We start from the raw sequence: 24,686 nt of genomic DNA, 5'->3' as shown, positions 1-24,686 counted from the left end.
GTGGATGGTCAGTACTGGCGCGGGGTCAGGGCGCGCCCGATGCGGGCCTCGATCTTGACGAATTTCCAGAGCTTCCAGTCGCTTTCGCCCACGCCGATCGTGCGGATCAGGCCGCAGGCCGCTTTGACGGTGTCGTGGCCGTCGGCGTCGGCGAGCAGGTAGCACGTCCACGGCCAACTGTCCGAGGGCCCCACCATGGTGGAGTCGTCGTCGATATCGCCGATGAAATCGATCCCGTCGAGCGCTTTGATGCCGTCCATCAGAGCGACGAAGGCAGTCCAGACGTCACCGGTGGTGACACCGCCTTCGGGCAGGTCGAAGAAGTTCTGGTTGATGCCGAGACAGAAGAGAACGCGGAGTGGGCTGTCGGTCATGGAAGGGTCCTGTCGTCGAAGAGGTCGCGGGTCAGTGGAATCCGGGTACGGTCGGCGGCTGCCCCATGAATACGGCGCCGGCGGCGTCGATCAGGCCGGGTCCCAGAAAGGCGTGCTGCTGCGGGACCAGGGCGTCGCCCGCCCACTGCTGTAGCGGGTGCCCGTTGAAGATGGCCGCGGTACCGGAGATCTCGATGATGCGGTTCACCACCGACGCCGAGGTCGAGGCGATATGCGCCGCCGCCAGCCGCAGATGGGCGTTCTGTTCGGCAGTGGCGGGATCGCCGCGCAGAACCGTCGCCCACACCTGTTCGGTGACTTCGTAGAAATACGCGCGCGCCGAGCGCAGATCGGCTTCGGCCTGAGCGACCGCGGTCCGGTAGTAGGGGCGGTCGGCCAGTTTCGGCGCGCCGGTGATCCCGGCCCGGCCCGCACCGGTTTCGACGGCGTAGTCCAGCGCGGCCCGCGCCACGCCCGCGCCGACCACGGCCAGCACCTGGGCGGCATAGGCGATGGTCGGATACCGGTACAGCGGTTCGTCGACCATCGGTTCGCCGCCGCGGATGAATGTCCACTCGTGGGGCACCACCGCCCCGCGCACCACGAGGTCGAACGAGCCGGTACCGCGCATCCCGGCGACATCCCAGTCCTGGACGATCTCGACCTGTTCGGGACGCAGCAGTGCGGTGCGGGGTTTGCCCGCGGTACTCGCATCACCGGGGATACCGACACCCAGGACATCGGCGCCCATACAACCGCTGGCGAACTTCCATCGACCGTCCAGCTGCAGACCGCCGTCGACCTCGGCCGCGGGCTGGACCGGGAACAGCCCGCCGGCGAACACCACGTCCGGACCGTCGGCATAGAGCTGCGCCTGGGTTTCCAGGGGCAACGCCGCCAGGTACACCAGGGCCGAGCCGAAACTGGCCACCCATCCGGTGGACCCGTCCACCACCGAAATCTTTTCGACGGTGCGCAGGAAATCGGCGGGCGCCTGCGGTTCGCCACCGAATCGCCGCGGGGTCGCGGCCCGGTAGATTCCGGCCTCTTTGAGCCGCGCGACGAAATCCCGCGAAACAAATTTCTGGTCGCGGAATTCCTCCCGCCGCACGGCGAGTTCGGCGAGGACGTCGTCCAGAATCGCCGGTCCGGTCGCGGGCCGGGCCGGGGCTTCGGAGGTGGACACGATCACCTGCTCCTGTCGTCGATGGGCTGTTCTTCGACGGTAAGGAGAGCGCGCTCACACCGACATCGGTAATCCCCGCGCCCGGCAAGGTGCGAACCACAACGTTCGTAGGGGAAACCTTCAGTGGCCTCCGGACGACCGCAAACGCGGTGTCCGGAAAAGCTACGCTGGCGCGATGGTTATCGATCCGCGCGCTCCCGAATTGGTCGTCTCGGATTTCGCCACCATGATGAATGCGACCGACCTGTGCGTACTCGTGCACGATGCCGAGACCAAGAACATTCTGTGGGCCAATCCGGCCGCGTGCGCGATGCTGGAATTCGACCTCGACGAGATCCGGCCGCTCAAAGCACACGATATGAGTAGTTCCGCGCAGCAATACGACCGCGTGATCGGGCGCGCGTGGCTGCAGGACGCCGTCGAGCACGGCTCCCGGCGGATCGAATGGCACTACCGGTCCAAATCCGGGCGGATAATCCCCACCGACTCGGTAGCAACCCGGATCGAACTCGCGCGCGGTCCGGCGGTGCTGGTGCAATTCCGCGATATCGAACGGGAGCAGCGCACCGAACGCGCCCTGCGGCTGACCGCCACCTATGTGGACGCGCTGGCCCGGCACACCTCCACGATGGCTTTCGTACTGAACGAGTCGGGCGAGATCCGCTTCGCCACCGATACCGCACTCACCCGCCTCGGCCTGGACCCGGCCGTCGAGCTACCGGCCGGACCGCACCTCACCCGGTACGCCCACCTGCACCGGGACGGGCGGCGCACCGTATGGGAAGTGGTGGCCAAGGATGCGGATCCGGTGACCTCGGTGCGGCTCGAGGTCACCCAGCCGGACGGCACCACCTCATGGCTGGACGGCAGCCTGGAGCGCCTGGACGAGCCGGGAGTGACCGCCTTCCTCATCCTGGTCCACGATGTATCGCGCCGGATCCACGACGAGGAACACCGCGGGCTGCAGCTGCGGCGGGAAAACTACCTGGCCCGCTACAACGCCATGGGCGATATGGCGATGGCGATCGCCCACGAACTCGGCCAGCCACTGGCGGCCGCCGGTAACTACATCGCCGGTATCCGCTCGCATCTGCCCGGCGGGGAGCTCCTCGACGACCGGGTGGTCTTCGGCCTGGACGCGGCGCGCAAGCAGATCGACCGCGCTGCGACGATCGTCTCGACGTTGCGTGCCTTCGTCGGGCACCTGGAGCAGGTGGAGCAGGTGGCCGACCTCAACGATATCGTCGCCGAATGCCTGTCCTTCGTGCAGATACGCGCGGACGCAGCCGGCGTGCGGGTCGAGTTGCGGCTCGATCCCGCACCGGTGCAGGTCCGCTGTGAACGGGTCCTCACGGGGCAGGTGATCGTGAACCTCTGTTTCAATGCCATCGACGAAATGGCACAGTGCCCCACCGAATCCCGGCATATCGTGCTGACCACCACCGTGCGTGACGACGGCGGCTGTTTCACCGTCCGCGATCACGGTCGCGGCGTATCCCAGGATCCGTTCCTGGAATCGTTCACGTCGAAATCACACGGCAGCGGAATCGGGCTGGCGCTGAGCTATCGGATCATCACCCGGCAGCACGGCAGTATCTGGTGCCGCCCGGCCGACGGCGGCGGAGCGGTCTTCGGATTCGTACTGCCGGCCCCGTGATCGCGTAGGGAAAACCTTCAGAGCGGGCGGAGAAAATCTCGATACCTCGAGGCGTGGATCACTCGTAGCGTCAGTTGCATGACCAAGCAATTGACCGCCGAGCAGCGTGACTTCCGGGCGGCGATGTCGAATCTTTCGGCCGCAGTCAATGTCGTCACCACGAACGGACCGGGTGGTCGCGCTGGTATCACCGTCAGCGCGGTGTGCTCCGTCACCGATTCGCCGCCCACGATCCTCGTTTGTGTCAATCAGTCCAGCTATACGCACGATATTTTCCGGCGCAACGTGCGCCTCTGCGTCAACATCCTCAGTTCGCACGATGAGGAACTGGCCGGCCATTTCGCCGGAGCCACCGGTATCCCGATGGCGGAGCGGTTCGCGTGGACCATGTGGGATCACGACACCGAAGACATTCCGATGCTGCGCACGGCTGCCGCGCGGGTGGTCGGCCGGATCATCAGCGACCACACCCAGGGGTCACATTCGATCTTCCTGGTGAGCGTGGACCGGGTGGACGTCAGCGAAGACTGTGACGCGCTCGTCTATTTCCAGCGCCGTTTCCACAGCGTGGGCCCTGGACGGCCGCGTATCGAGCAGGAGGGCACCGCATGGTCGACGCGCCGGCCCGCCTGACCCTCATGTGCTACAACGACACTCACGGCTACGGCTGGCGCCACGTCGACCTGTTCACCCACGATGCCGACGGCCGGGAACTGAACTGGGTGCACTGGCAGGTTTCCGAAGACGGACCCGAAGCCGCAGACCGGGTCACCGCGCTCGCCGAACCCGCGCTGCGCCGGACATCGCGGTGGCGCCACGGGGTCAGCGCCGCAGGGATGGATTTCTGGACGGCCGACGCCGCCTGGAGCGACCGATGAACCTGTACGCCCCGTGGTCGCTGCGCGACCTCACCGACGACATCGCCCGCGGGCAGTGCAGCACTCCCGACGCGTGGGAGCGCTCCGCGCGCCGGATCGCCGAAACCGAAGACCGGCTCGCCGCCTGGGTCACCCGGCACGCGCCCTCGGAGCCGCCGGCACCGGCCGGGGCACTGTCCGGAATTCCGCTGGGCGTCAAGGACATCATCGATGTCGCCGGCTACCCGACCCGGTGCGGCTCTGCCCTGCGCGCGGACACCGGCCCGGCGACGACGGACGCCGAGATCGTGCGCAGGTGGCGTGCGGCCGGCGCCGTGCCCGCCGGAAAAACCGTCACCACCGAATTCGCTTTCTTCGCACCCGGCCCCACACACAACCCGGCCGCGCCGGGCCACACCCCCGGCGGGTCGTCCAGCGGTTCGGCCGCCGCGGTCGCTTCCGGTCAGGTACCGCTCGCGCTGGGCTCGCAGACCGCAGGCTCGGTCACCCGGCCCGCCGCCTATTGCGGGGTCGCCGCGCTGGTGCTGACCCGGGGGCTGCTGGCGACCGACGGCATCACCGGTCTCGCGCACAGTCTGGACAGTCACGGTTTCTACGCCGCCGAGGTCCGCGACCTCGCCTGCGCCTGGTCGGCGCTCATGGCGGTACCGGACCCGCTGACCGAATCCACCCGCCCGCCCCGGGTCGCGTTGTGGAGTGCGGAGCCACTGGGTGTGGTGGACACAGCTATGACGGATGCCGTTGCCGCCCTGCATGATCGGCTCGTCGCCGACGGTGCGGTCGTTACCGGTTTCGCTGCCGAGCAGGTCGTGGCCGAGGCGACCGCGGCGCACCGCGTGGTGATGGCCTACGAAGCCGCCCGGGAACGCGCCGCCGAACTCGCCCGCGCCGATGAGCTGAGCCGGCCCCTGGCCGAACTGCTGCGCTCCGGTGCCGCCACCACCGACGCGGACTATGTGGCGGCCCGCGGGATCGTCGACGCGGCCCGGCGGGCGGTACTCGACCTGCTGACCGGCTACGACGCGATCATCGGACCCGCCGCTCCCGGCCCCGCACCTGCCGGGCTCGGCGCTACCGGCGACCCGGTGCTCAGCCGGGCCTGGCAGGCACTGGGCCTGCCGGTGGTGACGGTGCCCGGTCTGCGCACCCCGGAGGGTCTGCCGCTGGGAATCCAGGTGATCGGCGCACCGTATGCCGAAGCGGAGTTGCTGCGGGTCGGCGGCTGGATCCAGGACCGCACCCACCGACCGCCGCGCGAACAAGGAGGACACCCGTGACCGACACCGTCGAACAGTTGCTGCGCCGGATCGAGACACTGGAGGGCGAAGCAGAGGTGCGCCGGTTACAGGCGCGCTACATGTTCCTCTGTGATACCCCCTGCCCGGAGTTCGGCGTCGCCGACGACGCCGAACGTATCGACCTGATCATGGAGCTCTACGCCGAAGACGCGGTGTGGGAGGGCGTCGGTGAGTACTACGACGGCCAGTTCGGGCGGCTGGACGGGCAGGCCGCCATCCGCGCTCATTTCGAACGTTTCTGGAGCCCCGATCGTGATCCCCGGCTGGTGCTCAACGCACATTATTCGACCACCGAGCAGATCAGGGTGGACGGGGATACGGCCGCCGGGCAGTGGATCCACATCCAGCCGTGGCTGTTCTCCGACGGCACCTCGCTATTGCGTTCGAGCCGGCTCAACAATGCGTTCCGCCGGATCGACGGGCACTGGAAAATCACTCGCACCCGCACCGAGAACGTCTTCGTCGCCCCCCTGCGACCCGATTTCGCCGAGAGCTTCCCCATGGCCTCGGTGCTGATGCGGCCATGAGTGCGCCGGCCGTCATGTGCCCGCCGGGTCGCCGGACAGCGGGGCCGGAGATAGGCGCCGCAGTAGAATCATCGTGCATGAGCAGTGACTCCTCCCCCGTCGTCCATATCGTGGACGACGACGAGGACCTGCGCCAATCGCTGGCGTTCCTGCTGCAAAGCGTGGGAATCGACGCCCTGACCTACGCAACGGCAACCTCTTTTCTCGAGGAGGCCGATCTGGACGAGCCCGGCGTCGTCATCGTGGATGTCCGCATGCCCGGGTTGAGCGGATTCCAATTGCAGGAAGAGCTCAACCACCGGGACTACCCGGCACCGGTGATCTTCTGTTCGGCGCACGGCGATATTCCCATGTCGGTACGGGCCCTGCGGGCGGGCGCGGTCGATTTCCTGGAGAAGCCCTACGAGCCGCAGCGCATGCTCGAGGTAGTGCAGGAACAGTTACGCGTCGCCGTCGGAGCGTTCGCCGAGCGCGCCGAACGGTTGCGGGTGCAGGAGCGGCTGGCAGGTCTCACGCCACGCGAGCGTGAGGTGCTGCACCTGGTGATCGAGGGCCGGTCCAGCCAGCAGATCGCCAGCCGCCTGGGCACCAGCGTCAAAACCGTCGATGTGCACCGCGCCCGGATCAAGGCGAAAACAGGTGCCGAAAGCCTGGGCACCCTCGTACGCGACATCCTCGCCTACCGCGTCCCTGTCTGACCCGGTCCGGATGTCGGCCGAATCCGGCAACGTCGCCACACACGTTCGCCACGGCACAGGCGCGCGCTGCACTCGGATTCCCCAGCCTTGTTCCCCACGGGGTGGACGCGATGCAGGCGTTCGCCCCGGCGACTCCGCCGGACGGGTCACGCACCGGTCCGGCGATCGACATCAATCCCTTCTACCCCTCCTATTTCCCTGGTTCTCTCCGAGGAGCACGAATGACCACCACAGAACCCGTATCCCCCTCCGCGCTCGGCTCGGGCACCGCCGCCACCGATAAGTTCAAGGGCGCGCGGGCCACCGCCGACACCTCGCCGGAACGACTGGCCGCCATCGCCCGAGACGCCCTGACTGCGCTGCACCAGGTGATCCGGGATCACGGTGTCACCTATCCCGAATACCGGGTGTTCAAGCAGTGGCTCATCGACGTAGGCGAGGGCGGCGAATGGCCGCTGTTCCTGGACGTGTTCATCGAACATTCGGTGGAGGAGGTGCTGGCCCGTAGCCGCCGCGGCACCAAGGGCAGTATCGAAGGTCCCTACTACGTCCCCGACGCACCCGAACTGCCGGCCGAATGCGAACTGCCGATGCGTGCCGAGGACCGCGCACAGACGCCGCTGATCTTCGCGGGCCAGGTCACCGATCTCGACGGCAACGGGCTCGGCGACGCGAAAGTGGAGCTGTGGCATGCCGACGCCGACGGCTACTACTCCCAGTTCGCCCCGCACCTGCCGGAATGGAATCTCCGCGGCACCATCGTCACCGACGCCGAGGGCCACTATTCGATCCGCACGATCCAACCAGCGCCGTACCAGATCCCGACCGACGGCCCCACCGGCACGTTCATCGAAGCACAGAACGGGCATCCCTGGCGCCCGGCGCATCTGCACCTCATCGTCTCGGCCCCGGGCCGGGAATCGGTGACCACGCAGCTGTACTTCCGGGGCGGGGAATGGATCGACAGCGACGTCGCCTCGGCCACCAAACCCGAACTGATCCTGGACCCGGTCACCGGCGACGACGGCGTCAACCGCGTCACCTACAACTTCGCGCTGGATCCCGCCTGATCTGCTGCGCCACGAGAAAGGGATCCGATGCCGGACCTGTCGATCGTCTCGATCGAAACCACCATCCTGGATGTGCCGCTGATCCGCCCGCACAAGTTCGCCACCACGTCGATGGACGCCCAGCCGCTGCTTCTCGTCGCGATCACCACGGGTGGGGGCGTGACCGGGTACGGCGAAGGCGTGGTACCCGGCGGCCCCTGGTGGGGCGGTGAATCGGTGGAAACGATGCAGGCCGTCGTCGAACGCTACATGGCCCCGGTCCTGATCGGACGCCGCGTCGACGACCTCACCGCCATCATGGCCGATATCGAGCGGGTGGTGGCCGCCGCGCGCTTCGCCAAAGCCGCGGTCGACGTCGCGCTGCACGATGCCTGGGCGCGCTGCCTCGGCGTACCGGTACACACCCTGCTGGGCGGGGCGTTCCGAACCAGCGTGGACGTCACGTGGGCGCTGGGTTCGGCACCGGTCGAGGAAATCATCGCCGAAGCGCGGGAGAAGATCGAGAGCCGTGAACACTTCAGCTTCAAACTCAAGATGGGAGCCCTCGACCCGGTCACCGACACCGACCGGGTACTGCGAGTGACCGAAGCCCTCGCCGGGCAGGCCGGCGTGCGGGTGGACATCAATGCCCGCTGGGACCGGCTCACCGCGCTGCGCCATCTCCCCGAATTGGCCGACGGCGGGGTCGAGCTGATCGAACAGCCCACCCCCGGTGAGCAGCTGGGAGTCCTGGCGGAACTCAACGCCCTGTTGCCGATCCCGGTGATGGCCGACGAAAGCGTGCACACCCCGCACGACGCGCTGGAGATCGCCCGCCGCGGTGCGGCCGATGTCCTCGCGGTCAAAACCACCAAATGCGGTGGCCTGCGCCGCAGCCGGGAGGTCGTCGCCGTCGCCCGCGCCGCGGGCCTGGCCTGCCACGGCGCCACCTCCATCGAAGGCCCGGTCGGCACCGCCGCGTCCCTCCACTTCGCCTGTGCCGAACCCGGTATCGACTTCGGCACCGAACTCTTCGGCCCGCTGTTGTTCAGCGAGGAACTACTGCAGCAACCACTGCGCTACACCGACGGACAGGTCCACCTGCCCACCGGTCCGGGCCTCGGAGTCGAACTGAACATGGACGCCGTCAAACGGTGGACCCGGAACTAGGAACGGAACCCATGCACCTTTACCACGTCCGGATGGACGTCGATATCCCCCGCGACCTCGACGCGGCCGTACGCGCCGACACCATCGCCCGCGAGAAGAAGTACTCACAGGAACTACAGCACGCCGGGAAATGGCCGCACATCTGGCGCATCGTCGGCCAGTACAGCAATATCAGCATCTTCGCTGTCGACTCCCCCGGCGAGCTCCACGAAATCCTCTGGAATCTGCCGCTGTTCCCCTACATGACGATCGAAATACAGCCCCTCACCACCCACCCCTCCTCGATCGTGCCGGGTCCCGAGCAGATCTGACCGCGCCGCGTCCGGTTCTCCGGCCCCGTCCCGAGCATCCGGCAGCCAGGGCTCGGGGATCTCGATCCGCACCCCTGGCGTAACGCACGAGGAATGCGGGGCCGGATTGTCGACGCCCGCGGCGGACCGGGGCGATACCCACGCGATCACCTGCGCATCGACCCGCCCGATGCCGTGACGGCCGGTGTTCTCATCCGGAACGTGTGAAGACCACTCCCACCCCGGACCGTAGCGTTCGGTGCGCCCGTCCACGCCGGGCCGTGCCGTTTCCACCCAGGTGAGGAGTGACGATGGCTGCGAGCTTGTCCGTCCACAGCGACGGGACCGTTATCGCCCCGTCCGTAGGATCCTCGACACCGCTGCCAGCCCCATCCCGATACAGGCCGTGGCGACGACCGTGGCCTCCAGGGAGTGGGTCAGCATGGCGATTCCCGCCGCGAACAGCAGGCACATGGCCAGGGCCAGCAGTGCGGTCACCCACTCCATCCCGGCGATCCGGACCGTCCGGGCAGACCGGGGTGCCGGCTGTTCGGCATTCTGAACACTGCGGCGATCCATGGGCAAAACCTTCCGTGCCGTTCCGTTATGTCAGAAGCGCTCGGTCATAACGACCCGGTCGATCGGTGAACCGCACGGAACACGGTGGGTGACATGGATCACACCCCTCTTCGTGCCCGTCGTGGCACCGCCGCAAATTCTTCGACGGTCCAGCGTGACGATCTTCCGGCTGCGGTGTCCTACCGATGAGCGGTGGAGGAGGTGAGATGACCACGATCGAATCGGTACCGGAGGCAGGTCCCGACGATGCCACCCTGGTGAGCCGGGCACGCGACGGCGACGTCCGCGCCTACGAGGTCCTGGTGGTGCGCTACCAGGGCCGGATGTTCCGGCTGGCTTCGAAGATGCTGGCCGATCGTGGCGAGGGCGAGGACGTGGTCCAGGAGGTTTTCCTGAAGGCATGGCGACGCCTGTATCAGCTCACCGACGACAGCGCGTTCGTCGGCTGGATGTACCGGATGACCACCAACCGCTGCCTGAACGTGATCCGCACCCGGCGGCCGCACGCCGAGCTCGACCCCGAATCCACCGAATCGGTGCGCACGGACACCCAGCCAGAGCACGCGGTACAGGTGAGCACACAACTCGCGGCCTTGAACGCGGCGCTACAGGAACTGACCCCGGAACAACGCGCATGCTGGCTCCTGCGAGAAGTCGACGGACTCACCTACGACGAGATCGCGTCGATCATCGGCATCAGCGGCGCCGCGGTTCGCGGACGTATCGCGCGGGCACGCGCCCAATTGTCGGAGGTGATGCAGCCATGGCGGTGAACGAAACAACCGAGCGCAACCATCTCCTGCCGTGCGGACGGGACCTGGACCGGGTGTGGCAGCGGCTCGACGAGGGGGCCACCGACGCGCACGAAGCAACCTGCCCGCACTGCCGGGCCGCGCGGGAAAGCCTGCTGGCGCTGCGGGCAGCGACCCGGGAGCTGATCAACGAACCCGAAGAGCCCTCACCGGACCTGCTCGGACGCATCATGTCGGCGGTACGGGCCGATGCGCGGCGGGGACGGATGCTGGAGCTGCCCGCTCCGCACGCCGGCGAGATCCAGGTGAGCGAGCAGGCGGTGGCGGTGATCGTGCGTTATGCGGCCGATTCCGTACCCGGGGTCCGGGCACGGAATTGCCGGGTCCGGCAGGCCCCGGCCGAATCCGGTGGCCCGGGGCCGGTGGATGTGGAGCTGACGATCGCCGTGCGGTCCGGGACGACAAGCCTGGATGAGGTGCTGCCGGACGTGCGCGCCCGGGTCGCCGCGGCCCTGCCCGACCGAATCGGAACGACGCTGCGCAGACTCGACCTCCACGTGGGTGATCTCTACGAGCAGCCTCCCGAGACCGGGCCGGACGGATCGGAGGGCCGGAAATGACCGGCGGCAAACTCTCGATAGTCGTGGGCTCTCCGGTGATCGCCGCGGTGGCAGCCCGCGCCGCCGCCGGCACGCCGGGGGTCGCTCGGCTGGAACCCGGAGTGCGCGGCCTGCTGACCGTACTCACCCGCGCGGGCAGGCAGCGCTGGACCGAGGCCGATCCCGCGCCTACCGAAGGGGTGCGCGTGCGGGTTACCGGCGCGGGCCTGATCGTGCACGTCGATATCACCGTCCGAGCGAACGCTCCGGCCGCCGAGGTCGGCAGCGCGGTGCAGGAACACGTGGCCCGGGAAGTGGGCGAGCACACCGGGCAGCCCGTGGACGCGGTCTGCGTGCACATCCTCGATATCGAACCGGAGCTGTGATGTCCGACGAGCAGATCATCGACCGCATCCTCGGCGCGCTGGAAGACGTGCCCGGCCTCCGGCCGGCCGCCCCCCTCCTGGGCGATAGGGAGCCCTGGCCGTGGGACACCCGGAAATACGCCGTGGATCTCGGTGCGGAGGTGGTCGAGATGCGCCTCGTATCCGAAGTTCTGCCACTGCCGCCACTGCTGGAACGGGCCGGGGCAGCCATCCGCGCGGTGCTGACCGGCACCCGGTGGGAGCAGACCGAGCTACGGCTCGTGGTCACCGAACTCGACACAGCGGCGGTCGCCGGGGAAGGAGCCGATCAACTCGGCGCCGGAGCCTGACATTCGCCCGCTCCGGGGCCGAATAAGCGAGTCCGTGAATTCCGTGGAGATCAGGAGGAGAAATGACCGCTCCGACCAATGAGAAGTCCGGCAACGACACCAGCGGCCGCGGCGCCGACAAGGCGCCCGCAACACCAGCGCGCAAAGCCAACCCGCTCGTAACCGACCAGGGCACCACCACCATCGCCGATGTAGTGGTGGAGAAGGTGGCCGGGCTGGCGGCGCGCGAGGTCCGCGGTGTGCACGACCTCGGCGGCGGCACCGCCCGCGCGCTCGGCGCATTACGGGAACGGATCCCCGGCGCCTCGGCCAGTACCGGTCAGGGGGTCTCGGTCGAGGTGGGCGAAACCCAGGCCGCCGTCGATCTGCAGATCGTCGTCGAGTACGGGGTCGCGATCGCCGAGGTCGCCCGCCTGGTGCGGCGCAATGTGATCACCGCGATCGAGCAGATGACCGGACTCGAGGTCGTCGAGGTGAATATCAACGTCAACGATGTCTTCATCCCCGGTGACGACGACGAGCCCGATACCGAGACCGGCCGGGTGCAATGAGCCGGGCTGCTGCCGCGCAGAGGAGGACACAGTGAACGCCACATCGATAGGACTGGCGGTCGGTCTCGCGCTCGGTTTCGCCGCCGCATTCGGTGGTTTCGGCGCATTCCTGATCGTGCTGGTGTTCGCGGCTGTCGGACTGCTGGCCGGCCGATGGCTCGACGGGGAACTCGACGTGAGCGCGGTGCTGCGGTCGGCGCAGCAGAACAGGAGCCGGCGGTGACCGCAGTGGGCGCCGACCTCCCGGGTATGACCACGGTCAGCGGACGGGCGGTCCGCCGGATCGCTGCGCGGGCCGCCCGCGAGGTCCCCGGTGTCGCCGAGCCGGTCCGGGTCGACGCCGAGGTCTCCGGTGATCGGACCGCACTCGATATCCGGCTGCCGGTGCGCTATCCCGAACCGGTGGGTCAGGTCACCGATGCCTGCCGTGCTCATCTGCTGCGGCGCACCGAGGAACTGACCGGGCTCGATGTCTTCCGGATCGATATCGTGGTGACCGAGTTGGCCGCCGGGCCGGCGCCGGCCGGGAGAGTCCGGTGATCCGCCGATCCCGGCGCACGCTACCCGCCGTCCTGGTTGCGCTGGTGCTGGCCGCTGTGTGCGTCGCGGTCATCGTCTCACTGGCGCAACGCGCGGCCGGCGCGCCCGAATATCTGTCCTACGACACTGTCGCGCGCGAATTACACGCGACCACCTGGGGTGAGTGGCCGGTCCTGGTGGCTGCTCTCGTGCTACTCACCGTCGGCGCACTGTTGCTGGTGGCAGCGGTACTCCCCGGCCGGCCGAGGCTGCTGCCGTTGCACACCGGTGACGGTATGGACACCGGGGTGCCCTCCGGCGACCTGCGGGCACTGCTCCGCGACGATGCGGCAACTGTGCACGGGGTGAACTCGGCGCGGATCTCCCTCCGGCGCGGCACAGTTCGAGCCGTCGTCGATACCGACCTCCACCGCGGGCACACGAAGATGGCGGACGAGGTCTGTGCGGTGCTGAGCAACCGGATCCAGGAACTCGGGCCGCCGCTGCGGCGAGTGCAGGTGCGGGTGAAGAGCACCGAGAAGGTAGCCGGCGGGCGGCGGGCTGCCCAGGTCGCCGCACCGACCGGGTGACCGGTTGCCCGCGAATACCGCGAGAGTCCGGAGCGAACCGAGGACGCCGGGCCTCGCGGGCCTGAGCTTTCGACTACCGATGGTGGAGGGAGAGTTCGGATGACATACGCGAACCGCCCGGCGAGACTGAATCGGATACTGCTCGCGCTGCTCGGGGTCGCGCTCCTGACCGCCGGCGCACTCGCACTCGCCGCCTACTCCGGCCGGCTGGGCTGGGTGGACGCGCAGACGCTGCTCGTTCCGGGGACGGCGGCGCCACCGGACTGGGTGTTCTGGCTCGTGATCACCGGCGCCACCGTGCTGGGCCTGCTCTGCCTGCGGTGGCTGGTGGCGCAACTCTTCCGGATGCCGAGACCGGTGTCGTGGCAGATCGCGGCCGACGGGTCTGCCGGACGGACGGAGTTGTCGTCGCGCACGGCGGCCACCGCGGTGGCCGCCGATATCGAGTCCTACGGTGACGTGCGCGCGGCGGACGCGTGGCTGTCGGGCCCCCGCGCGACCCCCGAACTCCACTTGGTGGTCACCGCCGAACCCGGCGCCGATATCCCCCGGCTGCGCGACCGGATTCACGACGAAGCAGTCGCACGACTGCGCCGGGCCCTGGACGTCGGCACACTGCCGGTGCGGCTGGAGCTCGGCTTCGCCCGGGCCGGACAGGGCGCGCGGCTGCGGTAATTCGTCGCGGTCAGCAGGGGCCGCCGCACTTCCGGTTCGTACCACCCGTAACGCGGCCCCGGAAAGTACCCGAACGGCGAACCCATCGGTAGCGCAAGGCAATCCCGGCTCCGTCCTTGCTAGTTTGTCTGTGCACAGATCCGGGCCGCTGCCGCGTCCCGGATCCCACACGGCAGAAGTAGAGGTAGATGCCGGAAACGACCTATTCGACCGACCGCCATCTGGTCGGGCGTGCCATTGCCGACATCACTGGTGAACCGGCCGAGGCCGCCATGCTCGGCTACGGCAGAGCCGATCAGAAAACCGCCGGGATCCATCTCCGGCTCCGCGCCCGCGCTTTCGTCTTCGTGGACCCGCTCGTCGAGCGGCGGGTACTGCTGGTCGTGACAGAGCTGCCACTGATCTTCTCCAGCATCACCCAGGAGGTGCTGCGCCGGCTGGCGCAACGTTTCGGCGACACCTACACCGAGTCCAACGTAATGATCACCGCCACCCACACCCATTGCGGGCCCGGTGGCTATTCGCATCACCGGTTGTACAACCGTTCGGGCGGGTTCCGGCCCCGGACCTTCGCGGCGATCGTCGACGGCATCACCGAGGCGGTCGAGCGGGCACACGTTGATATCGCGCCGGCCACCTTGCGCCTGATTCACGGCGAGTTGCACGAGGCCAGCGTCAATCGCTCGCGTGCCGCGTTCGACCTGAATCCGGAAGAGGACAAGGATTTCTTCCCGGAAGCCATCGACCCGCAGACGACCCTGCTGCGCATCGATCGCGACGGTGAACCGGTGGGCGCGGTGAACTGGTTCGCCACGCACGGCACGTCGATGACCAACCGGAACACGCTGATCAGCGGCGATAACAAGGGGTACGCGGCCTATCACTGGGAGCGCGTGGTCGAGGGCGTGAACTATCTGGTGGACCCCGACCCCGATTTCGTCGCGGCCTTCGCGCAGACCAACAGCGGCGATATGTCGCCCAACCTGGACGGCAGCCCCGGGCACGGGCCCACCGGCGACGAATGCGAGAACACCCGGCTGCTCGGCCTGCGTCAATACGAGGCCGCGGCGAAACTCGCCGCCGGCTATATGCCGCGGATGGCGGGCAGTATCGATTACCGCTTCCTCCATATCGACCTTTCCTCGGTCACGGTGGCCGAGGAGTTCACCGGCGACGGTTGCGAGCACCGCACCGGCCGGCCGGCCGGGGGCGCAGCCGCCTTCGCCGGTGCGGAATACGACGGGCCGACGCAGTGGAAAACCTTCCACGAAGGCCGTAATCCGGGCTGGGATTTCCTGTCACGGTCGGCGTACCTGTTCGCGCCCGCCCTGCGGGATGCGCAGGCACCCAAGGCGATCGTCGCTCCGGGCGGACTGCTCAACCGGTCCAAGCCCTACGTCCAGGAGATCGTCCCGGTACAACTCATCCGCGTGGCCGAGCTGTATCTTCTCGGCATTCCGGGCGAGGTGACGATCGCCGCCGGCCTGCGGTTGCGGCGCACGGTCGCGGCCGCTCTCGGGGTCGAACTGGCAAATGTCCTGATCGCCGGATACAGCAACGCCTATTTCCATTACGTCACGACACCCGAGGAGTACGCCGCACAACGTTACGAAGGCGCAAGCACCCTGTTCGGCCGGTGGCAGCTGCCGGCCCTACAGCAGGTCGCGGCACAACTCGCGACCGCGCTGCACGACGAGAGCACCGTACCCGCCACCACCGCGGCCCCCGACCTGTCGCAGCTGTGGCAATCCGCGAAAACCGATCCGCCACCGGACTTCCCACCGGTGGGGCAGAACTTCGGCGATGTGCTCACCGAACCGGAGCCGGAGTATCGCGCCGGGGAACGGGTGAGTGTCGAATTCGCCGGCGCGCACCCCAACCACGACCTGCACCGCGGCAGCACCTATCTCATGGTGCAGCGGTACGACGGCGCGCGCTGGCGCACGATCGCGGACGACGGCGACTGGGAGACCACCTTCGAATGGACGCCCGGTCCGGCCCAGAGTTCGCGAATCACCATCGGCTGGCACAGCCCCGCCGACGCGGCATCCGGTAGCTACCGGATCCGATACTTCGGTGACGCCGTGAAACCCGGCAGCGACCCTGTCCCCATCAGCGGAACCTCACCCGAGTTCCGGATCCACGACGCGCATCACGACACCTGACGATCCCGCACGGTGTGAGTGCGAGCTTGCCCCGCACTCACCCGGTTTCGCTCAGGCGATACGGGCCGCCGTCGGCATCTCCAGCTGTATGCGCCCATTCGGTCGATATATCTGTTCGAATGGACTGGTGATGCTACGTAATCCGAAAGGAACTATGACTTCGACGAAGTGGCGGGTCGCCGGGTCTGCCGGCGCCGCGATAGCAGCCCTGGCGGCGATGATGATCCCGGCGGCGACCAGTGCGGCCGCGCCGGCGCTGTGTACCGCGCAGACACTGGACCTGACCACCCGCGAGCGACCGTCCGACTCCCCCGGCCAGGCCCGGAGGGAGGTCGTTCTGACCAATACCTCCGCACAGGCCTGCGCTGTACAGGGGTTCCCGGGCGTCGACCTGCTGGGCCCGGAGGATCCCACGTTCGGCCCGGTATACCAACTGCCCCGCCAGGACGTGGACTTCGCACCGGTGGTCGTCGAGCCCGGTTCCGCGGTGAGCAGTGTGCTCACCTACTTGCCGGCCGGCCCGGACGGCTGGGTCCCGGCCACTCTCGTCGTCACCCCACCGGATACCACCACACAGATCGAGGCACCGTGGCCGGCGGGTGTGAGCGTGCAGCGCCAGGACGGTGCGACCCACCCGGGCACCTATATCGGCCCCCTGCAGCCCGCATCCTGAACCACACCGGATCACTGCTCCGACACGGTCGGCACGCGGTCACCGGCGGTGGCCCTTATCGGTCGATGCGGAGCACCGCGATCGCGATAACGGGGCCGCATCCACCCCCGTATAACCAGGAGAACAGTACGTCAGCTCGTGCGACCGAATCGACTCCCTTCCGAAAGGAATCGTCCATGCGAAAGGCCCTACATCCGCTGGTACTCGGCGCGATCACCGCGGCGACCCTGCTGACGGCGGCGGCGCCCGCGTGGGGACAGGACTACGAGTCCAATTTCCCGGACGCGCACCACACCATCTCGCCGGAATGCGCCGGCACCGTGCACACCGAGGCGGCCCGTACTCCATTACCGACCAATGTCGAAGGTGTCGGGGTTGCTGTCACCTTCACCGCGGACCGCCCGGACCCGTCTTGCTCTGTGACAGTGAACGTGACCTGGCGCAATATCGATTCCGGAGCCGCCGGCCAGGAGGAGGTAACTGTCTCGTCGATGCCCGATCCGGGCGGACGATTCCCTACCGATCACGGTTACGGGCGTGTCCTCATCGATTCCGGACCGGGGAACGTATCGGTGACCAGCGATAAGAACCCGGGTGAACTCACCGTTCCCGTACAGCCCCGGGCATGACATCGCCGCGGTGTGGACGGCGCCGCACGGCGGCTCGGTGACGTGCTCACCGAACCGGAGTATCGCGCCGGGGAACGGGTGAGTGTCGAATTCGCCGGCGCGGACCGTTGCCGGCACGAGCACTCACCCGTTCGTCACGACCGGCCGCTCCGGGAACAGCACCGAACGCCCGATCTGCTCGATGGTTTCGAATACGCCCGGACGGTGGCTCAGGTATTGCGTACGCGAGATATCGCTGGCGAAGGTGAGCACGGCTTCGAGCCGGATCTTCACCTCGGCCGCGCCCACAGCCGGATTCTGGACACAGATCAGTTCGATCCACTCACCCACGAAATCGCGATGACTCTGCTGGAGCCGGTCGCGGCTCGAGCCGTCGAGATGCCGCGTCTCGGTGCCGAGGATCGCGGCGTACTCGCTGTTCCGGGCGATGAACGCCACATAGGTTTCGAGTAGCTCGGCGCCACGCACGGATTCGTCGGTTCCGTCCAGCGCCCGGTAGAGGTCGCGCCACAGCCATTCGGCACCACGTTCCATGGTGGCGGCCAGTAGCTCCTGTTTGGAACCGAAATGGTAGTAGACGGTGGGCCCGGTGATACCGGCCCGCGAACCGATCTCCTCCATGCTGACCGATAGGTAGCCGCGTTCGGCGAAGAGCGCGGCGGCGGCGGCAAGCAGCCGCTCCCGGCGGGTGACCGGCAGGTACGCGGCGCGCCGGGTGGTCGGTGCACCGGCAGCCACCGGTTCGGCGTTCAGTATGGCGCCGGCGATATCGCGCAGCACGTGCTCGAATTCGCTCCGGGACAGGTCCCGGCTGCGATGGGAAGTCGCGCACAGCGCCGAACAGGTGCTCTCGGCCAAGAGCAGGGCGTCGGGCTCGGACAGTTCCGGCCGCTGCGCTCGGATGAGGGCAGTGAACTGGTCGAGTGTGGATCGGATCTCCGACCGCAGTACCGCGTAGGAGTCGGCGGGCAGGCTGCGTGCTTCCTGCCGCCACAGCGTCCCCAATCGGCTCACCTCGGAGGCCACACCGGCGACCTGTCCGGCAAGTTCATCCGGGCCGATGCGGGGCGATGCGCTCAGCACCGAGGCGAAGATCTGCCGGAACGGCGTCATCTCGCTGACGACAGCCGCGATGAGCAGTTCCGGTTTCCCCGCGAAATGCCGGTACAGCGCGGACGGGCTGACATTGACGGCCTTCGCGACCTCCCCCATCGACACCTGCTCGTATCCGTACCGGTGGAACAGGTCGACCGCCGCCGCGATGATGAGATCCCGGCGATTGCGGGGCCGGGTCCCCCGCGGCGGGGCATCGGGTACCGATCCAGTGGTCACCCGTATCAACCTACTTGCCGGCTGCTCTCGGACCAGTAAGCCTTGCGTAGTTCACGCTTCAGTATCTTTCCCGCACCGGAAAGCGGCAGGGCCGCCACGAAATCCACACTGCGGGGCACTTTGTAGGCGGCGATGTGTTCGCGGCAGAACTTCTCGAGCTCATCTGCCGTCACCTGCTGTCCGGGGCGGCGGACGACGACAGCGTGTACCCGCTCACCCCAGCGCTCGTCGGGGACCGCGATCACCGCGCAGGACGCGACCGCCGGATGCCGGCCGAGCACGTTCTCCACCTCCGCGGAGTACACGTTCTCGCCACCGCTGACGATCATGTCCTTGATCCGGTCGACCACGAAGACGTATCCGCGCTGGTCCATGTATCCCGCATCGCCGGTATGCATCCAGCCACCGCGCAACGCGGTCGCCGTATCCTCGGGCCGCTGCCAGTAGCCGAGCATCACATGGTCGCCACGTGCCACGATCTCCCCCACCACGCCCCGCGGCACCTCGGCATCGTCCTCGTCGACGATACGGACCTCGGCGTGTGGCGCCGGCCGGCCCGCCGAACGGCGCAGCGACGGATCCTCGTGGTCCGCGGGCCGCAGGATGGTCGCCACGGGGGCAAGTTCGGTCATCCCGTAGGCCTGCGCGAGGGCGGCCCGGGGAAACAGGTTCCGGGTGCGCTCGAGCAAGCTCTCCGAAATCGGCGACGTGCCGTAGAGCATATGCCGGACCGACGACAGGTCGAAGCCGGCGATATCGGGTTGGTCGACGATCTGCTGGAGCATGCTGGGTACCAGCAGGACATCGGTTATCCGGTGCTGCTCGATCGCGGCCGCCACCCCGCCGGGGGTGAAACCCGGCAGCGTGACATGGCTGTGGCCGGCCAGTGCGCCGCTGATGAGCAGGAACAGATCCGCGAGATGGAACATGGGGGCGACGTGGAGCATCCGGCCGTGTTGCGTCAGCCAATCTCCCGTGGTGAAACAACCGAGCGCATTGACCAGCACACTGTTGTGGCTGAGCATCACCCCTTTCGGGGAACCGGTGGTGCCGCCGGTGTAGAAGAGCCCGAGCAGATCCTGACCACCCCGGCGGGCATCCTCGGCGGGCCCGGATTCGATGATCAGCTGCTCGTAGCCGATCATCGTTTCCGGGCAGATGTCGTCTCCGCAGTACACGATGTGATCCAGCCCGCGATACCGTTCCCGGATACCGTCCACCCGGGTGCTGAATGCGCCGTCGACCAGGAGCACGCAGGTTTCCGATTCGGCCAGCGCGTAGGCGATCTCGGTATCGCTCCACCGGTTGTTGATCGGGGTGATCACCGCGTCGGCCCAGGAAACGCCGAAGAGGTATTCGACGTAGCGGTCGGAGTTGAGGCTCAGCATCGCGACCCGGTCGCCGGATACGACGCCGAGTCCGGCGAGGGCGCCGGCCAGCCGGGCGATCCGGCCGGCGGATTCGGCGACGGTCCGCGTCCGCTCGCCGTCGATAGTGAAGACCCGGTCGGGGTCGGTCTGCAAAGCCTGATGCAGAAGCTGGGTCAGGTACATCGGCGAACTCCTGTGTGTATGCCGCGGTTTAGAGGGATCGGGAGATGATTTCTTTCATGATTTGGTTGGTGCCCCCGTAGATCTGCTGTACTCGCTGATCGACCCAGAGGTGCGAAATCGGGTATTCGGCCATGTAGCCGTATCCGCCGTGTAGTTGCAGGCAGCGATCGATGATGTGCATCGCCCGCTCGGTGGTCCACCATTTGGCCATGGCCGCGGTCGGCCCGTCGAGTTCGCCACGTAGCAGCCGGAGCAGGCAGTCGTCGACGAAACAGCGCACGATGCGGGCCTCGGTGGCGGCTTCGGCCAACGTGAACCGGCTGTGCTGGAAGTCGAACACCCGCTGGCCGAAGGCACTGCGGTCCTTCGTGTACAGCACGGTGAGATCGAAGGCAGTTTCGATCGCGACCGCCGCGGTGACCGCGATGGTGAGACGTTCCTTCGGCAGCTGGCCCATCAGCTGGGCGAAACCACGACCTTCGGCGCCGCCGAGCAGATTGGCTGCGGGAACCCGTACACCGTCGAAGAAAAGCTCCGAGGCGTCCTGCCCGCGCTGACCGATCTTGTCGAGGATGCGGCCCCGCCGGAAGCCGGCGCGATCGGTTTCGACCAGCACCAGTGAGATACCACGCGAGCCCGCCGCCGGGTCCGTACGGGCAACCACGATGACGAAATCGGCATGCGTCGCGTTCGTGATGAACGTTTTCGCACCGTCGACCACGTATTCCGAGCCGTCGCGGACCGCGCGGGTACGGATGCCCTGGAGGTCGGAGCCTGCTCCCGGCTCGGTCATGGCAATCGCGCCGACGGCGGCACCGGTGGCCATTCGTGGCAGCCACGTCCGTTTCTGGTCCTCGGTACCGTAGGCGAGCAGGTAGTGCGCGACGACGACGCTGTGGACGGCGATCCCCCACGCGGTATCCCCGACCCTGCCCTGCTCCTCCAGGAGCACCGCCTCGTGGGCGTATGTCCCGCCACCGCCGCCGTATTCCTCCGGTATGGACAGGCACAGCAGGCCCGCGGCCCCGGCTTCGGTCCATACTTCCCGGTCGATATGCTTCTGGTCACGCCAGCGTGCTTGATGCGGTGCGATCTCCTTCGCACAGAATGACCGGGCCAGATCCCGCAGCGCGTCCAGATCCTCGGTCATCCACGGTGAGCGATAAGTGTTCATGATCCCTCCGGTCGATATCGTCCGCTGGTTCAGGACAGGAATCCGCCGCCGCAGACCAGAGTCTGCCCGCTGACGTAGTCCGATTCGGGTGTGCACAGCAGATACACGGCACCGGCGGCCTCGTCCGGGGTACCGGCGCGTCCGAGCGGGATACCCTGTTCCAGGGTGGACAGCAGTTCGGGATTGACGCCCACCCGGATTTCGCGGCCCGCCACCTTGATCGCACTGTCGCCACCCGCCGGTGCTTCGGTGAGCCTGGTCAGGATCAGGCCGAAAGCCACCGAATTGACCGTGACGTTGTAGCGTCCCCATTCCTTCGCGAGGGTCTTGCTCAGGCCGGTGATCCCGGCCTTCGCCGCGGCATAGTTCGCCTGCCCGGCGTTACCACCGAGGCCGGCGATCGATGAAATGTTCACCACCTTGCGGCACGGCACGGGCGCCCCGGCCGCACGCGCCGTCTTCACCGCCGCCGAGATCACCGGCTGCGCTGCCCGCAGAATCCGGAACGGCGCCTTGAGATGGACGTCGAGGATGGCGTCCCACTGCTCGTCGGCCATCTTCTGGATCACCGAATCCCAGGTGTAGCCGGCGTTGTTGACGATGATGTCGAGACCGCCGAAGGAATCCACCGCGGTGCCGACGAAACGTTGCGCGAAATCGTCGTCGGTGACGTTGCCCGGACACGCGACCGCCTGCCCGCCGGCCGCCCGGATCGTCGCGACGGTTTCGGCCGCGGGTTCGGCGTCGAGGTCGTTGACGACCACGGACGCGCCTTCGGCCGCGAGTTTCTGCGCGATCGACCGGCCGATACCGCGGCCCGAGCCCGAGACGATTGCTACTTTTTCGGCCAGATTTCCCATTGGATACTCATCTTTCAGCTGGAGGGATCGTCATCGGGTATCGCCACTACGGCCTGCCCGGTAAGGGTCGTGGTGCCGTCGGCGAGGGTGATCGTGAGTTCGACGGTGGCACGCTGTTCGCCGTCCACGGCGTCCAGCGCGGTGACCCGGCCGGTGCACAAGGGTTCGGCGCGCACCGGTGTGATCGCGGAGAACCGCACCTGGAACCGGCGCAGATACTGCTGCGGAATCCAGCCGGTGAGCAGTTGCGCCGCATACGCCATGGACAGCATGCCGTGTCCGAAAACATCGTCCATCCCGGCGGCGCGCGCCGCGTCGATATCTATATGGATCGGATTGTGGTCACCGGAGGCACCCGCGAACAACGCCAACGTGGTGCGCGTAACCGGGGCAGGCCGCACCGGAGGCAGGGTATCGCCGACTCGTACGCTGCGGTTCATCGCAACTCCTCATGCCGGATGACCGCGATATCGGTGAGCTCGGCGACGATCCGGCCGTCCGGCCCGGTCACCGTCGTCGCCCGGGTGAGGAATTCCAGCGCCCCGTCCTTCTTCTGGTACACGTCGGTGATGCGACTGCGAGCGGTCAGGCATTGGCCGGCGTATGCCATCGCCTTGTACTCGAAGGACTGCTCACCGTGTAGTACCCGGCGCAGGTCGACTCCGAGTCCGGCGATCCAGGACAGCGGGTCCGGTTGTTCATTGTGCAGGGCGCACAGAAACGTCGGCGGCACCGGTAGGTCCGGATGCCCGGCCGCCCGCGCCGCGGCGATATCGGTGTAGACCGGGTCGGTGGCACCGGTGGCCTTCGCGAACAGGCGCAACCGGCTCCGGTCGATGAGCAGGTCGGTGCCGGGCAGGACTGTGCCGATGACGGCCTGGTCGATCGCCATGATCAATCGACCTTTCGATACAGCGAAACCACACACGCACCACCGAGGCCCAGGTTGTGCTGTAGCGCGAGGGTCGCGCCGGGCACCTGGCGGTTTCCGGCCTGCCCGCGGAGCTGCCAGGTGAGTTCGGCGCACTGCGCGAGCCCGGTCGCACCCAGCGGATGCCCTTTCGACAGCAGCCCGCCCGAAGGGTTGGTGACGACCCGGCCGCCGAAGGTGTTCTGCCCGTCGGCCACGAACTTCTCCGCCGTCCCCTCCGGGGTGAGTCCGAGCGCCTCGTAGCTGAGCAGTTCGTTGGTGGTGAAGCAGTCGTGCAGTTCCACTACCGGAATTTCGTCCGGGCCGACACCTGCGGCCTCATAGACCTGCTGCGCGGCGGCGACGGTCATGTCGTAGCCGACCAGTTTCATCAGGTCGGCGGTGTCGAAGCTACTCGGCCGATCGGTGGTCATGGCCTGGGCCGCGATCTCGACCACCGCCGGGATACCGCGGCGGCGGGCGAATTCCGGGCTGCACACCACTGCTGCCGCGGCGCCGCAGGTCGGCGGGCAGCATTGCAGACGGGTGAGCGGGCCGAAAATATGCGGCGAGGCCAGTACTTCCGCGACGGTGAGCGGTTCCCGGAACACCGCGTACGGATTGTGCGCCGCATGCTGCCGCGCCTTTACCGCGATGCGAGCGTAGGTCTCGGCGGCGATGTCGTACCGCTGCGCGTACGCCGCGCCGGCGCCGCCGAACAGCTGCGCGGCCATCGGCACGTTGTCCGCCGCGGGGGCGGCCTCGCGGGCGACTGCCATGAATCGGTCGAACGGGGTCGGGCGATCGTCCCATTTCGCGGTGAGGGCACCGCGCTGCATCTGTTCGAACCCAACGGCGAGCACGCATTCCGCGGCGCCGCTCTCGACGGATTGCCGTGCGAGCCACAGTGCCGACGAGCCGGTCGAGCAGTTGTTGTTCACATTGACGACCGGCACTCCGGTCATTCCCACCCGGTAGGCAACATTCTGACCAGATGTCGAGTCACCATACACATAACCGGCATAGATCTGCTCGATATCGCCGAACTCGACTCCAGCATCCGCGAGCGCGGAGACTATCGCACCTTCACCGATCTCGTCATAACTACGGCTTTTACTGGGTGTAGCAAAGGGCTCCAGCCCCACACCGGCCACACGCGCTTTTCGGTCCATGAGCCTTCCTCATTCCACCGCCGGGATCCGCAACCCGAATCGGTTGCAGCATCAGTCTAGTGATGATTCACTTATGTGTACAGGGGCGTCGGCAATGAAAGCCCCGCGACA

The 24,686-nt window shown here is 67.5% G+C and carries 31 protein-coding genes; 21 read left to right on the top strand and 10 right to left on the bottom strand.

Features of this window, described 5'->3' with window-relative positions; all coding sequences use genetic code 11:
* Positions 1–8: 8 nt before the first annotated feature.
* Both NS6_RS25895 and NS6_RS25890 read right to left on the bottom strand, forming a co-directional pair.
* Entirely contained in the window at positions 9–374 is a 366-nt protein-coding gene (locus NS6_RS25895; protein WP_068046654.1) for a hypothetical protein, read from the bottom strand.
* 31 nt (positions 375–405) lie between these two features.
* Positions 406–1,566, bottom strand: a complete 1,161-nt coding sequence (locus tag NS6_RS25890) for an acyl-CoA dehydrogenase family protein (RefSeq protein WP_068046651.1) — start codon at positions 1,564–1,566, stop codon at positions 406–408.
* A gap of 169 nt (positions 1,567–1,735) precedes the next feature.
* Here NS6_RS25890 and NS6_RS25885 point away from each other — a divergent pair, with 169 nt between their 5' ends.
* The 9 genes from NS6_RS25885 to catC all read left to right on the top strand — a co-directional run bounded on the left by NS6_RS25885 (position 1,736) and on the right by catC (position 9,148).
* Entirely contained in the window at positions 1,736–3,217 is a 1,482-nt protein-coding gene (locus tag NS6_RS25885) for a sensor histidine kinase (protein ID WP_068046648.1), read from the top strand.
* A 78-nt stretch (positions 3,218–3,295) separates the two neighbouring features.
* A complete protein-coding gene (locus NS6_RS25880) occupies positions 3,296–3,850 on the top strand; it encodes a flavin reductase (protein ID WP_068046645.1) in 555 nt (184 codons plus the stop codon).
* Positions 3,826–4,095 carry a hypothetical protein gene (locus NS6_RS25875; RefSeq protein ID WP_068046642.1) on the top strand — a complete coding sequence of 90 codons (270 nt, stop codon included), beginning with the start codon at positions 3,826–3,828 and terminating at the stop codon, positions 4,093–4,095. Before NS6_RS25880 ends, NS6_RS25875 begins: the two co-directional genes overlap by 25 nt.
* The gene (locus NS6_RS25870; RefSeq protein WP_068046641.1) at positions 4,092–5,372 is read left to right on the top strand and encodes an amidase; all 1,281 of its coding nucleotides are present in this window, start codon (positions 4,092–4,094) and stop codon (positions 5,370–5,372) included. The genes NS6_RS25875 and NS6_RS25870 overlap by 4 nt, the downstream gene beginning before the upstream one ends.
* Positions 5,369–5,920: a nuclear transport factor 2 family protein gene (locus NS6_RS25865; protein WP_068046638.1), complete on the top strand. Its 552-nt coding sequence runs from the start codon at positions 5,369–5,371 to the stop codon at positions 5,918–5,920. The genes NS6_RS25870 and NS6_RS25865 overlap by 4 nt, the downstream gene beginning before the upstream one ends.
* A gap of 77 nt (positions 5,921–5,997) precedes the next feature.
* Complete coding sequence (locus NS6_RS25860) at positions 5,998–6,618, top strand: response regulator transcription factor (RefSeq protein WP_068046635.1); 621 nt, start codon at positions 5,998–6,000, stop codon at positions 6,616–6,618.
* Between the two features lie 221 nt (positions 6,619–6,839).
* The gene (gene catA / locus NS6_RS25855) at positions 6,840–7,688 is read left to right on the top strand and encodes a catechol 1,2-dioxygenase (RefSeq protein ID WP_068047016.1); all 849 of its coding nucleotides are present in this window, start codon (positions 6,840–6,842) and stop codon (positions 7,686–7,688) included.
* A gap of 27 nt (positions 7,689–7,715) precedes the next feature.
* Positions 7,716–8,837, top strand: a complete 1,122-nt coding sequence (locus NS6_RS25850) for a muconate/chloromuconate family cycloisomerase (RefSeq protein ID WP_068046632.1) — start codon at positions 7,716–7,718, stop codon at positions 8,835–8,837.
* Positions 8,838–8,848: 11 nt separating this feature from the next.
* On the top strand, positions 8,849–9,148 hold the full coding sequence (catC, locus tag NS6_RS25845; RefSeq protein ID WP_068047014.1) for a muconolactone Delta-isomerase: 300 nt from the start codon (positions 8,849–8,851) through the stop codon (positions 9,146–9,148).
* Between the two features lie 327 nt (positions 9,149–9,475).
* Here the strand turns inward: catC and NS6_RS25840 are convergent, their stop codons facing one another.
* Positions 9,476–9,706 (bottom strand): hypothetical protein, encoded by a 231-nt coding sequence (locus tag NS6_RS25840; RefSeq protein WP_068046629.1) that lies wholly within the window; start codon positions 9,704–9,706, stop codon positions 9,476–9,478.
* A gap of 206 nt (positions 9,707–9,912) precedes the next feature.
* Here NS6_RS25840 and NS6_RS25835 point away from each other — a divergent pair, with 206 nt between their 5' ends.
* The 12 genes from NS6_RS25835 to NS6_RS25780 all read left to right on the top strand — a co-directional run bounded on the left by NS6_RS25835 (position 9,913) and on the right by NS6_RS25780 (position 17,574).
* Positions 9,913–10,479: an RNA polymerase sigma factor gene (locus tag NS6_RS25835; protein ID WP_068046626.1), complete on the top strand. Its 567-nt coding sequence runs from the start codon at positions 9,913–9,915 to the stop codon at positions 10,477–10,479.
* Positions 10,470–11,078 (top strand): Asp23/Gls24 family envelope stress response protein, encoded by a 609-nt coding sequence (locus NS6_RS25830; RefSeq protein ID WP_068046623.1) that lies wholly within the window; start codon positions 10,470–10,472, stop codon positions 11,076–11,078. Before NS6_RS25835 ends, NS6_RS25830 begins: the two co-directional genes overlap by 10 nt.
* Entirely contained in the window at positions 11,075–11,443 is a 369-nt protein-coding gene (locus tag NS6_RS25825) for an Asp23/Gls24 family envelope stress response protein (protein WP_068046620.1), read from the top strand. Before NS6_RS25830 ends, NS6_RS25825 begins: the two co-directional genes overlap by 4 nt.
* Entirely contained in the window at positions 11,443–11,772 is a 330-nt protein-coding gene (locus tag NS6_RS25820; RefSeq protein ID WP_068046617.1) for a hypothetical protein, read from the top strand. Before NS6_RS25825 ends, NS6_RS25820 begins: the two co-directional genes overlap by 1 nt.
* Before the next feature lie 62 nt (positions 11,773–11,834).
* Positions 11,835–12,323, top strand: a complete 489-nt coding sequence (locus NS6_RS25815) for an Asp23/Gls24 family envelope stress response protein (protein ID WP_068046614.1) — start codon at positions 11,835–11,837, stop codon at positions 12,321–12,323.
* A 31-nt stretch (positions 12,324–12,354) separates the two neighbouring features.
* On the top strand, positions 12,355–12,546 hold the full coding sequence (locus NS6_RS25810; protein WP_068046610.1) for a hypothetical protein: 192 nt from the start codon (positions 12,355–12,357) through the stop codon (positions 12,544–12,546).
* A complete protein-coding gene (locus NS6_RS25805) occupies positions 12,543–12,863 on the top strand; it encodes an Asp23/Gls24 family envelope stress response protein (RefSeq protein ID WP_245669511.1) in 321 nt (106 codons plus the stop codon). Before NS6_RS25810 ends, NS6_RS25805 begins: the two co-directional genes overlap by 4 nt.
* Positions 12,860–13,432, top strand: a complete 573-nt coding sequence (locus NS6_RS25800; protein WP_068046607.1) for a DUF6286 domain-containing protein — start codon at positions 12,860–12,862, stop codon at positions 13,430–13,432. Before NS6_RS25805 ends, NS6_RS25800 begins: the two co-directional genes overlap by 4 nt.
* 99 nt (positions 13,433–13,531) lie before the next feature.
* Positions 13,532–14,107: an Asp23/Gls24 family envelope stress response protein gene (locus NS6_RS25795; RefSeq protein WP_068046604.1), complete on the top strand. Its 576-nt coding sequence runs from the start codon at positions 13,532–13,534 to the stop codon at positions 14,105–14,107.
* A gap of 188 nt (positions 14,108–14,295) precedes the next feature.
* Positions 14,296–16,272 carry a neutral/alkaline ceramidase gene (locus tag NS6_RS25790; RefSeq protein WP_068046601.1) on the top strand — a complete coding sequence of 659 codons (1,977 nt, stop codon included), beginning with the start codon at positions 14,296–14,298 and terminating at the stop codon, positions 16,270–16,272.
* A 154-nt stretch (positions 16,273–16,426) separates the two neighbouring features.
* Complete coding sequence (locus NS6_RS25785; RefSeq protein ID WP_068046598.1) at positions 16,427–16,945, top strand: DUF4232 domain-containing protein; 519 nt, start codon at positions 16,427–16,429, stop codon at positions 16,943–16,945.
* Between the two features lie 176 nt (positions 16,946–17,121).
* Positions 17,122–17,574 carry a hypothetical protein gene (locus NS6_RS25780; protein ID WP_068046595.1) on the top strand — a complete coding sequence of 151 codons (453 nt, stop codon included), beginning with the start codon at positions 17,122–17,124 and terminating at the stop codon, positions 17,572–17,574.
* 123 nt (positions 17,575–17,697) lie between these two features.
* Here the strand turns inward: NS6_RS25780 and NS6_RS25775 are convergent, their stop codons facing one another.
* From NS6_RS25775 to NS6_RS25745, 7 genes are read right to left on the bottom strand one after another with little or no spacing between them, the layout of a single operon-like run.
* Positions 17,698–18,906, bottom strand: a complete 1,209-nt coding sequence (locus NS6_RS25775; protein ID WP_068046593.1) for a TetR/AcrR family transcriptional regulator — start codon at positions 18,904–18,906, stop codon at positions 17,698–17,700.
* 5 nt (positions 18,907–18,911) lie between these two features.
* The gene (locus NS6_RS25770) at positions 18,912–20,459 is read right to left on the bottom strand and encodes an acyl-CoA synthetase (protein ID WP_068046590.1); all 1,548 of its coding nucleotides are present in this window, start codon (positions 20,457–20,459) and stop codon (positions 18,912–18,914) included.
* A 28-nt stretch (positions 20,460–20,487) separates the two neighbouring features.
* The gene (locus tag NS6_RS25765) at positions 20,488–21,633 is read right to left on the bottom strand and encodes an acyl-CoA dehydrogenase family protein (protein ID WP_068046587.1); all 1,146 of its coding nucleotides are present in this window, start codon (positions 21,631–21,633) and stop codon (positions 20,488–20,490) included.
* Positions 21,634–21,662: 29 nt separating this feature from the next.
* Positions 21,663–22,493 carry an SDR family NAD(P)-dependent oxidoreductase gene (locus NS6_RS25760; RefSeq protein WP_068046584.1) on the bottom strand — a complete coding sequence of 277 codons (831 nt, stop codon included), beginning with the start codon at positions 22,491–22,493 and terminating at the stop codon, positions 21,663–21,665.
* A gap of 14 nt (positions 22,494–22,507) precedes the next feature.
* Positions 22,508–22,933: a MaoC/PaaZ C-terminal domain-containing protein gene (locus NS6_RS25755; protein WP_068046582.1), complete on the bottom strand. Its 426-nt coding sequence runs from the start codon at positions 22,931–22,933 to the stop codon at positions 22,508–22,510.
* Positions 22,930–23,385, bottom strand: a complete 456-nt coding sequence (locus NS6_RS25750; protein ID WP_068046579.1) for a MaoC family dehydratase N-terminal domain-containing protein — start codon at positions 23,383–23,385, stop codon at positions 22,930–22,932. Before NS6_RS25750 ends, NS6_RS25755 begins: the two co-directional genes overlap by 4 nt.
* 2 nt (positions 23,386–23,387) lie before the next feature.
* Positions 23,388–24,575: a lipid-transfer protein gene (locus NS6_RS25745; RefSeq protein ID WP_068046577.1), complete on the bottom strand. Its 1,188-nt coding sequence runs from the start codon at positions 24,573–24,575 to the stop codon at positions 23,388–23,390.
* Between the last annotated feature and the right edge of the window lie 111 nt (positions 24,576–24,686).

The sequence above is a fragment of the Nocardia speluncae NBRC 108251 genome, from assembly GCF_001613245.1.
In the GTDB taxonomy this organism is placed as follows: Bacteria; Actinomycetota; Actinomycetes; order Mycobacteriales; family Mycobacteriaceae; genus Nocardia; species Nocardia speluncae.
The sequence above is the reverse complement of the archived record's forward strand: the minus strand, read 5'-3'. Positions and strand labels throughout refer to the sequence as shown.

Coding starts and splice junctions, on each gene's coding strand:
- NS6_RS25820 (WP_068046617.1), top strand. CDS start 11,443: ATGTCCGACGAGCAGATCATCGACCGCATCCTCGGCGCGCTGGAAGAC.
- NS6_RS25825 (WP_068046620.1), top strand. CDS start 11,075: ATGACCGGCGGCAAACTCTCGATAGTCGTGGGCTCTCCGGTGATCGCC.
- NS6_RS25760 (WP_068046584.1), bottom strand. CDS start 22,493: ATGGGAAATCTGGCCGAAAAAGTAGCAATCGTCTCGGGCTCGGGCCGC.
- NS6_RS25750 (WP_068046579.1), bottom strand. CDS start 23,385: ATGGCGATCGACCAGGCCGTCATCGGCACAGTCCTGCCCGGCACCGAC.
- NS6_RS25875 (WP_068046642.1), top strand. CDS start 3,826: ATGGTCGACGCGCCGGCCCGCCTGACCCTCATGTGCTACAACGACACT.
- NS6_RS25880 (WP_068046645.1), top strand. CDS start 3,296: ATGACCAAGCAATTGACCGCCGAGCAGCGTGACTTCCGGGCGGCGATG.
- NS6_RS25850 (WP_068046632.1), top strand. CDS start 7,716: ATGCCGGACCTGTCGATCGTCTCGATCGAAACCACCATCCTGGATGTG.
- NS6_RS25790 (WP_068046601.1), top strand. CDS start 14,296: ATGCCGGAAACGACCTATTCGACCGACCGCCATCTGGTCGGGCGTGCC.
- NS6_RS25770 (WP_068046590.1), bottom strand. CDS start 20,459: ATGTACCTGACCCAGCTTCTGCATCAGGCTTTGCAGACCGACCCCGAC.
- catA (WP_068047016.1), top strand. CDS start 6,840: ATGACCACCACAGAACCCGTATCCCCCTCCGCGCTCGGCTCGGGCACC.
- NS6_RS25830 (WP_068046623.1), top strand. CDS start 10,470: ATGGCGGTGAACGAAACAACCGAGCGCAACCATCTCCTGCCGTGCGGA.
- NS6_RS25745 (WP_068046577.1), bottom strand. CDS start 24,575: ATGGACCGAAAAGCGCGTGTGGCCGGTGTGGGGCTGGAGCCCTTTGCT.
- NS6_RS25765 (WP_068046587.1), bottom strand. CDS start 21,633: ATGAACACTTATCGCTCACCGTGGATGACCGAGGATCTGGACGCGCTG.
- NS6_RS25755 (WP_068046582.1), bottom strand. CDS start 22,933: ATGAACCGCAGCGTACGAGTCGGCGATACCCTGCCTCCGGTGCGGCCT.
- NS6_RS25840 (WP_068046629.1), bottom strand. CDS start 9,706: ATGGATCGCCGCAGTGTTCAGAATGCCGAACAGCCGGCACCCCGGTCT.
- NS6_RS25860 (WP_068046635.1), top strand. CDS start 5,998: ATGAGCAGTGACTCCTCCCCCGTCGTCCATATCGTGGACGACGACGAG.
- NS6_RS25785 (WP_068046598.1), top strand. CDS start 16,427: ATGACTTCGACGAAGTGGCGGGTCGCCGGGTCTGCCGGCGCCGCGATA.
- NS6_RS25885 (WP_068046648.1), top strand. CDS start 1,736: ATGGTTATCGATCCGCGCGCTCCCGAATTGGTCGTCTCGGATTTCGCC.
- NS6_RS25895 (WP_068046654.1), bottom strand. CDS start 374: ATGACCGACAGCCCACTCCGCGTTCTCTTCTGTCTCGGCATCAACCAG.
- NS6_RS25780 (WP_068046595.1), top strand. CDS start 17,122: ATGCGAAAGGCCCTACATCCGCTGGTACTCGGCGCGATCACCGCGGCG.
- NS6_RS25835 (WP_068046626.1), top strand. CDS start 9,913: ATGACCACGATCGAATCGGTACCGGAGGCAGGTCCCGACGATGCCACC.
- NS6_RS25870 (WP_068046641.1), top strand. CDS start 4,092: ATGAACCTGTACGCCCCGTGGTCGCTGCGCGACCTCACCGACGACATC.
- NS6_RS25815 (WP_068046614.1), top strand. CDS start 11,835: ATGACCGCTCCGACCAATGAGAAGTCCGGCAACGACACCAGCGGCCGC.
- NS6_RS25795 (WP_068046604.1), top strand. CDS start 13,532: ATGACATACGCGAACCGCCCGGCGAGACTGAATCGGATACTGCTCGCG.
- catC (WP_068047014.1), top strand. CDS start 8,849: ATGCACCTTTACCACGTCCGGATGGACGTCGATATCCCCCGCGACCTC.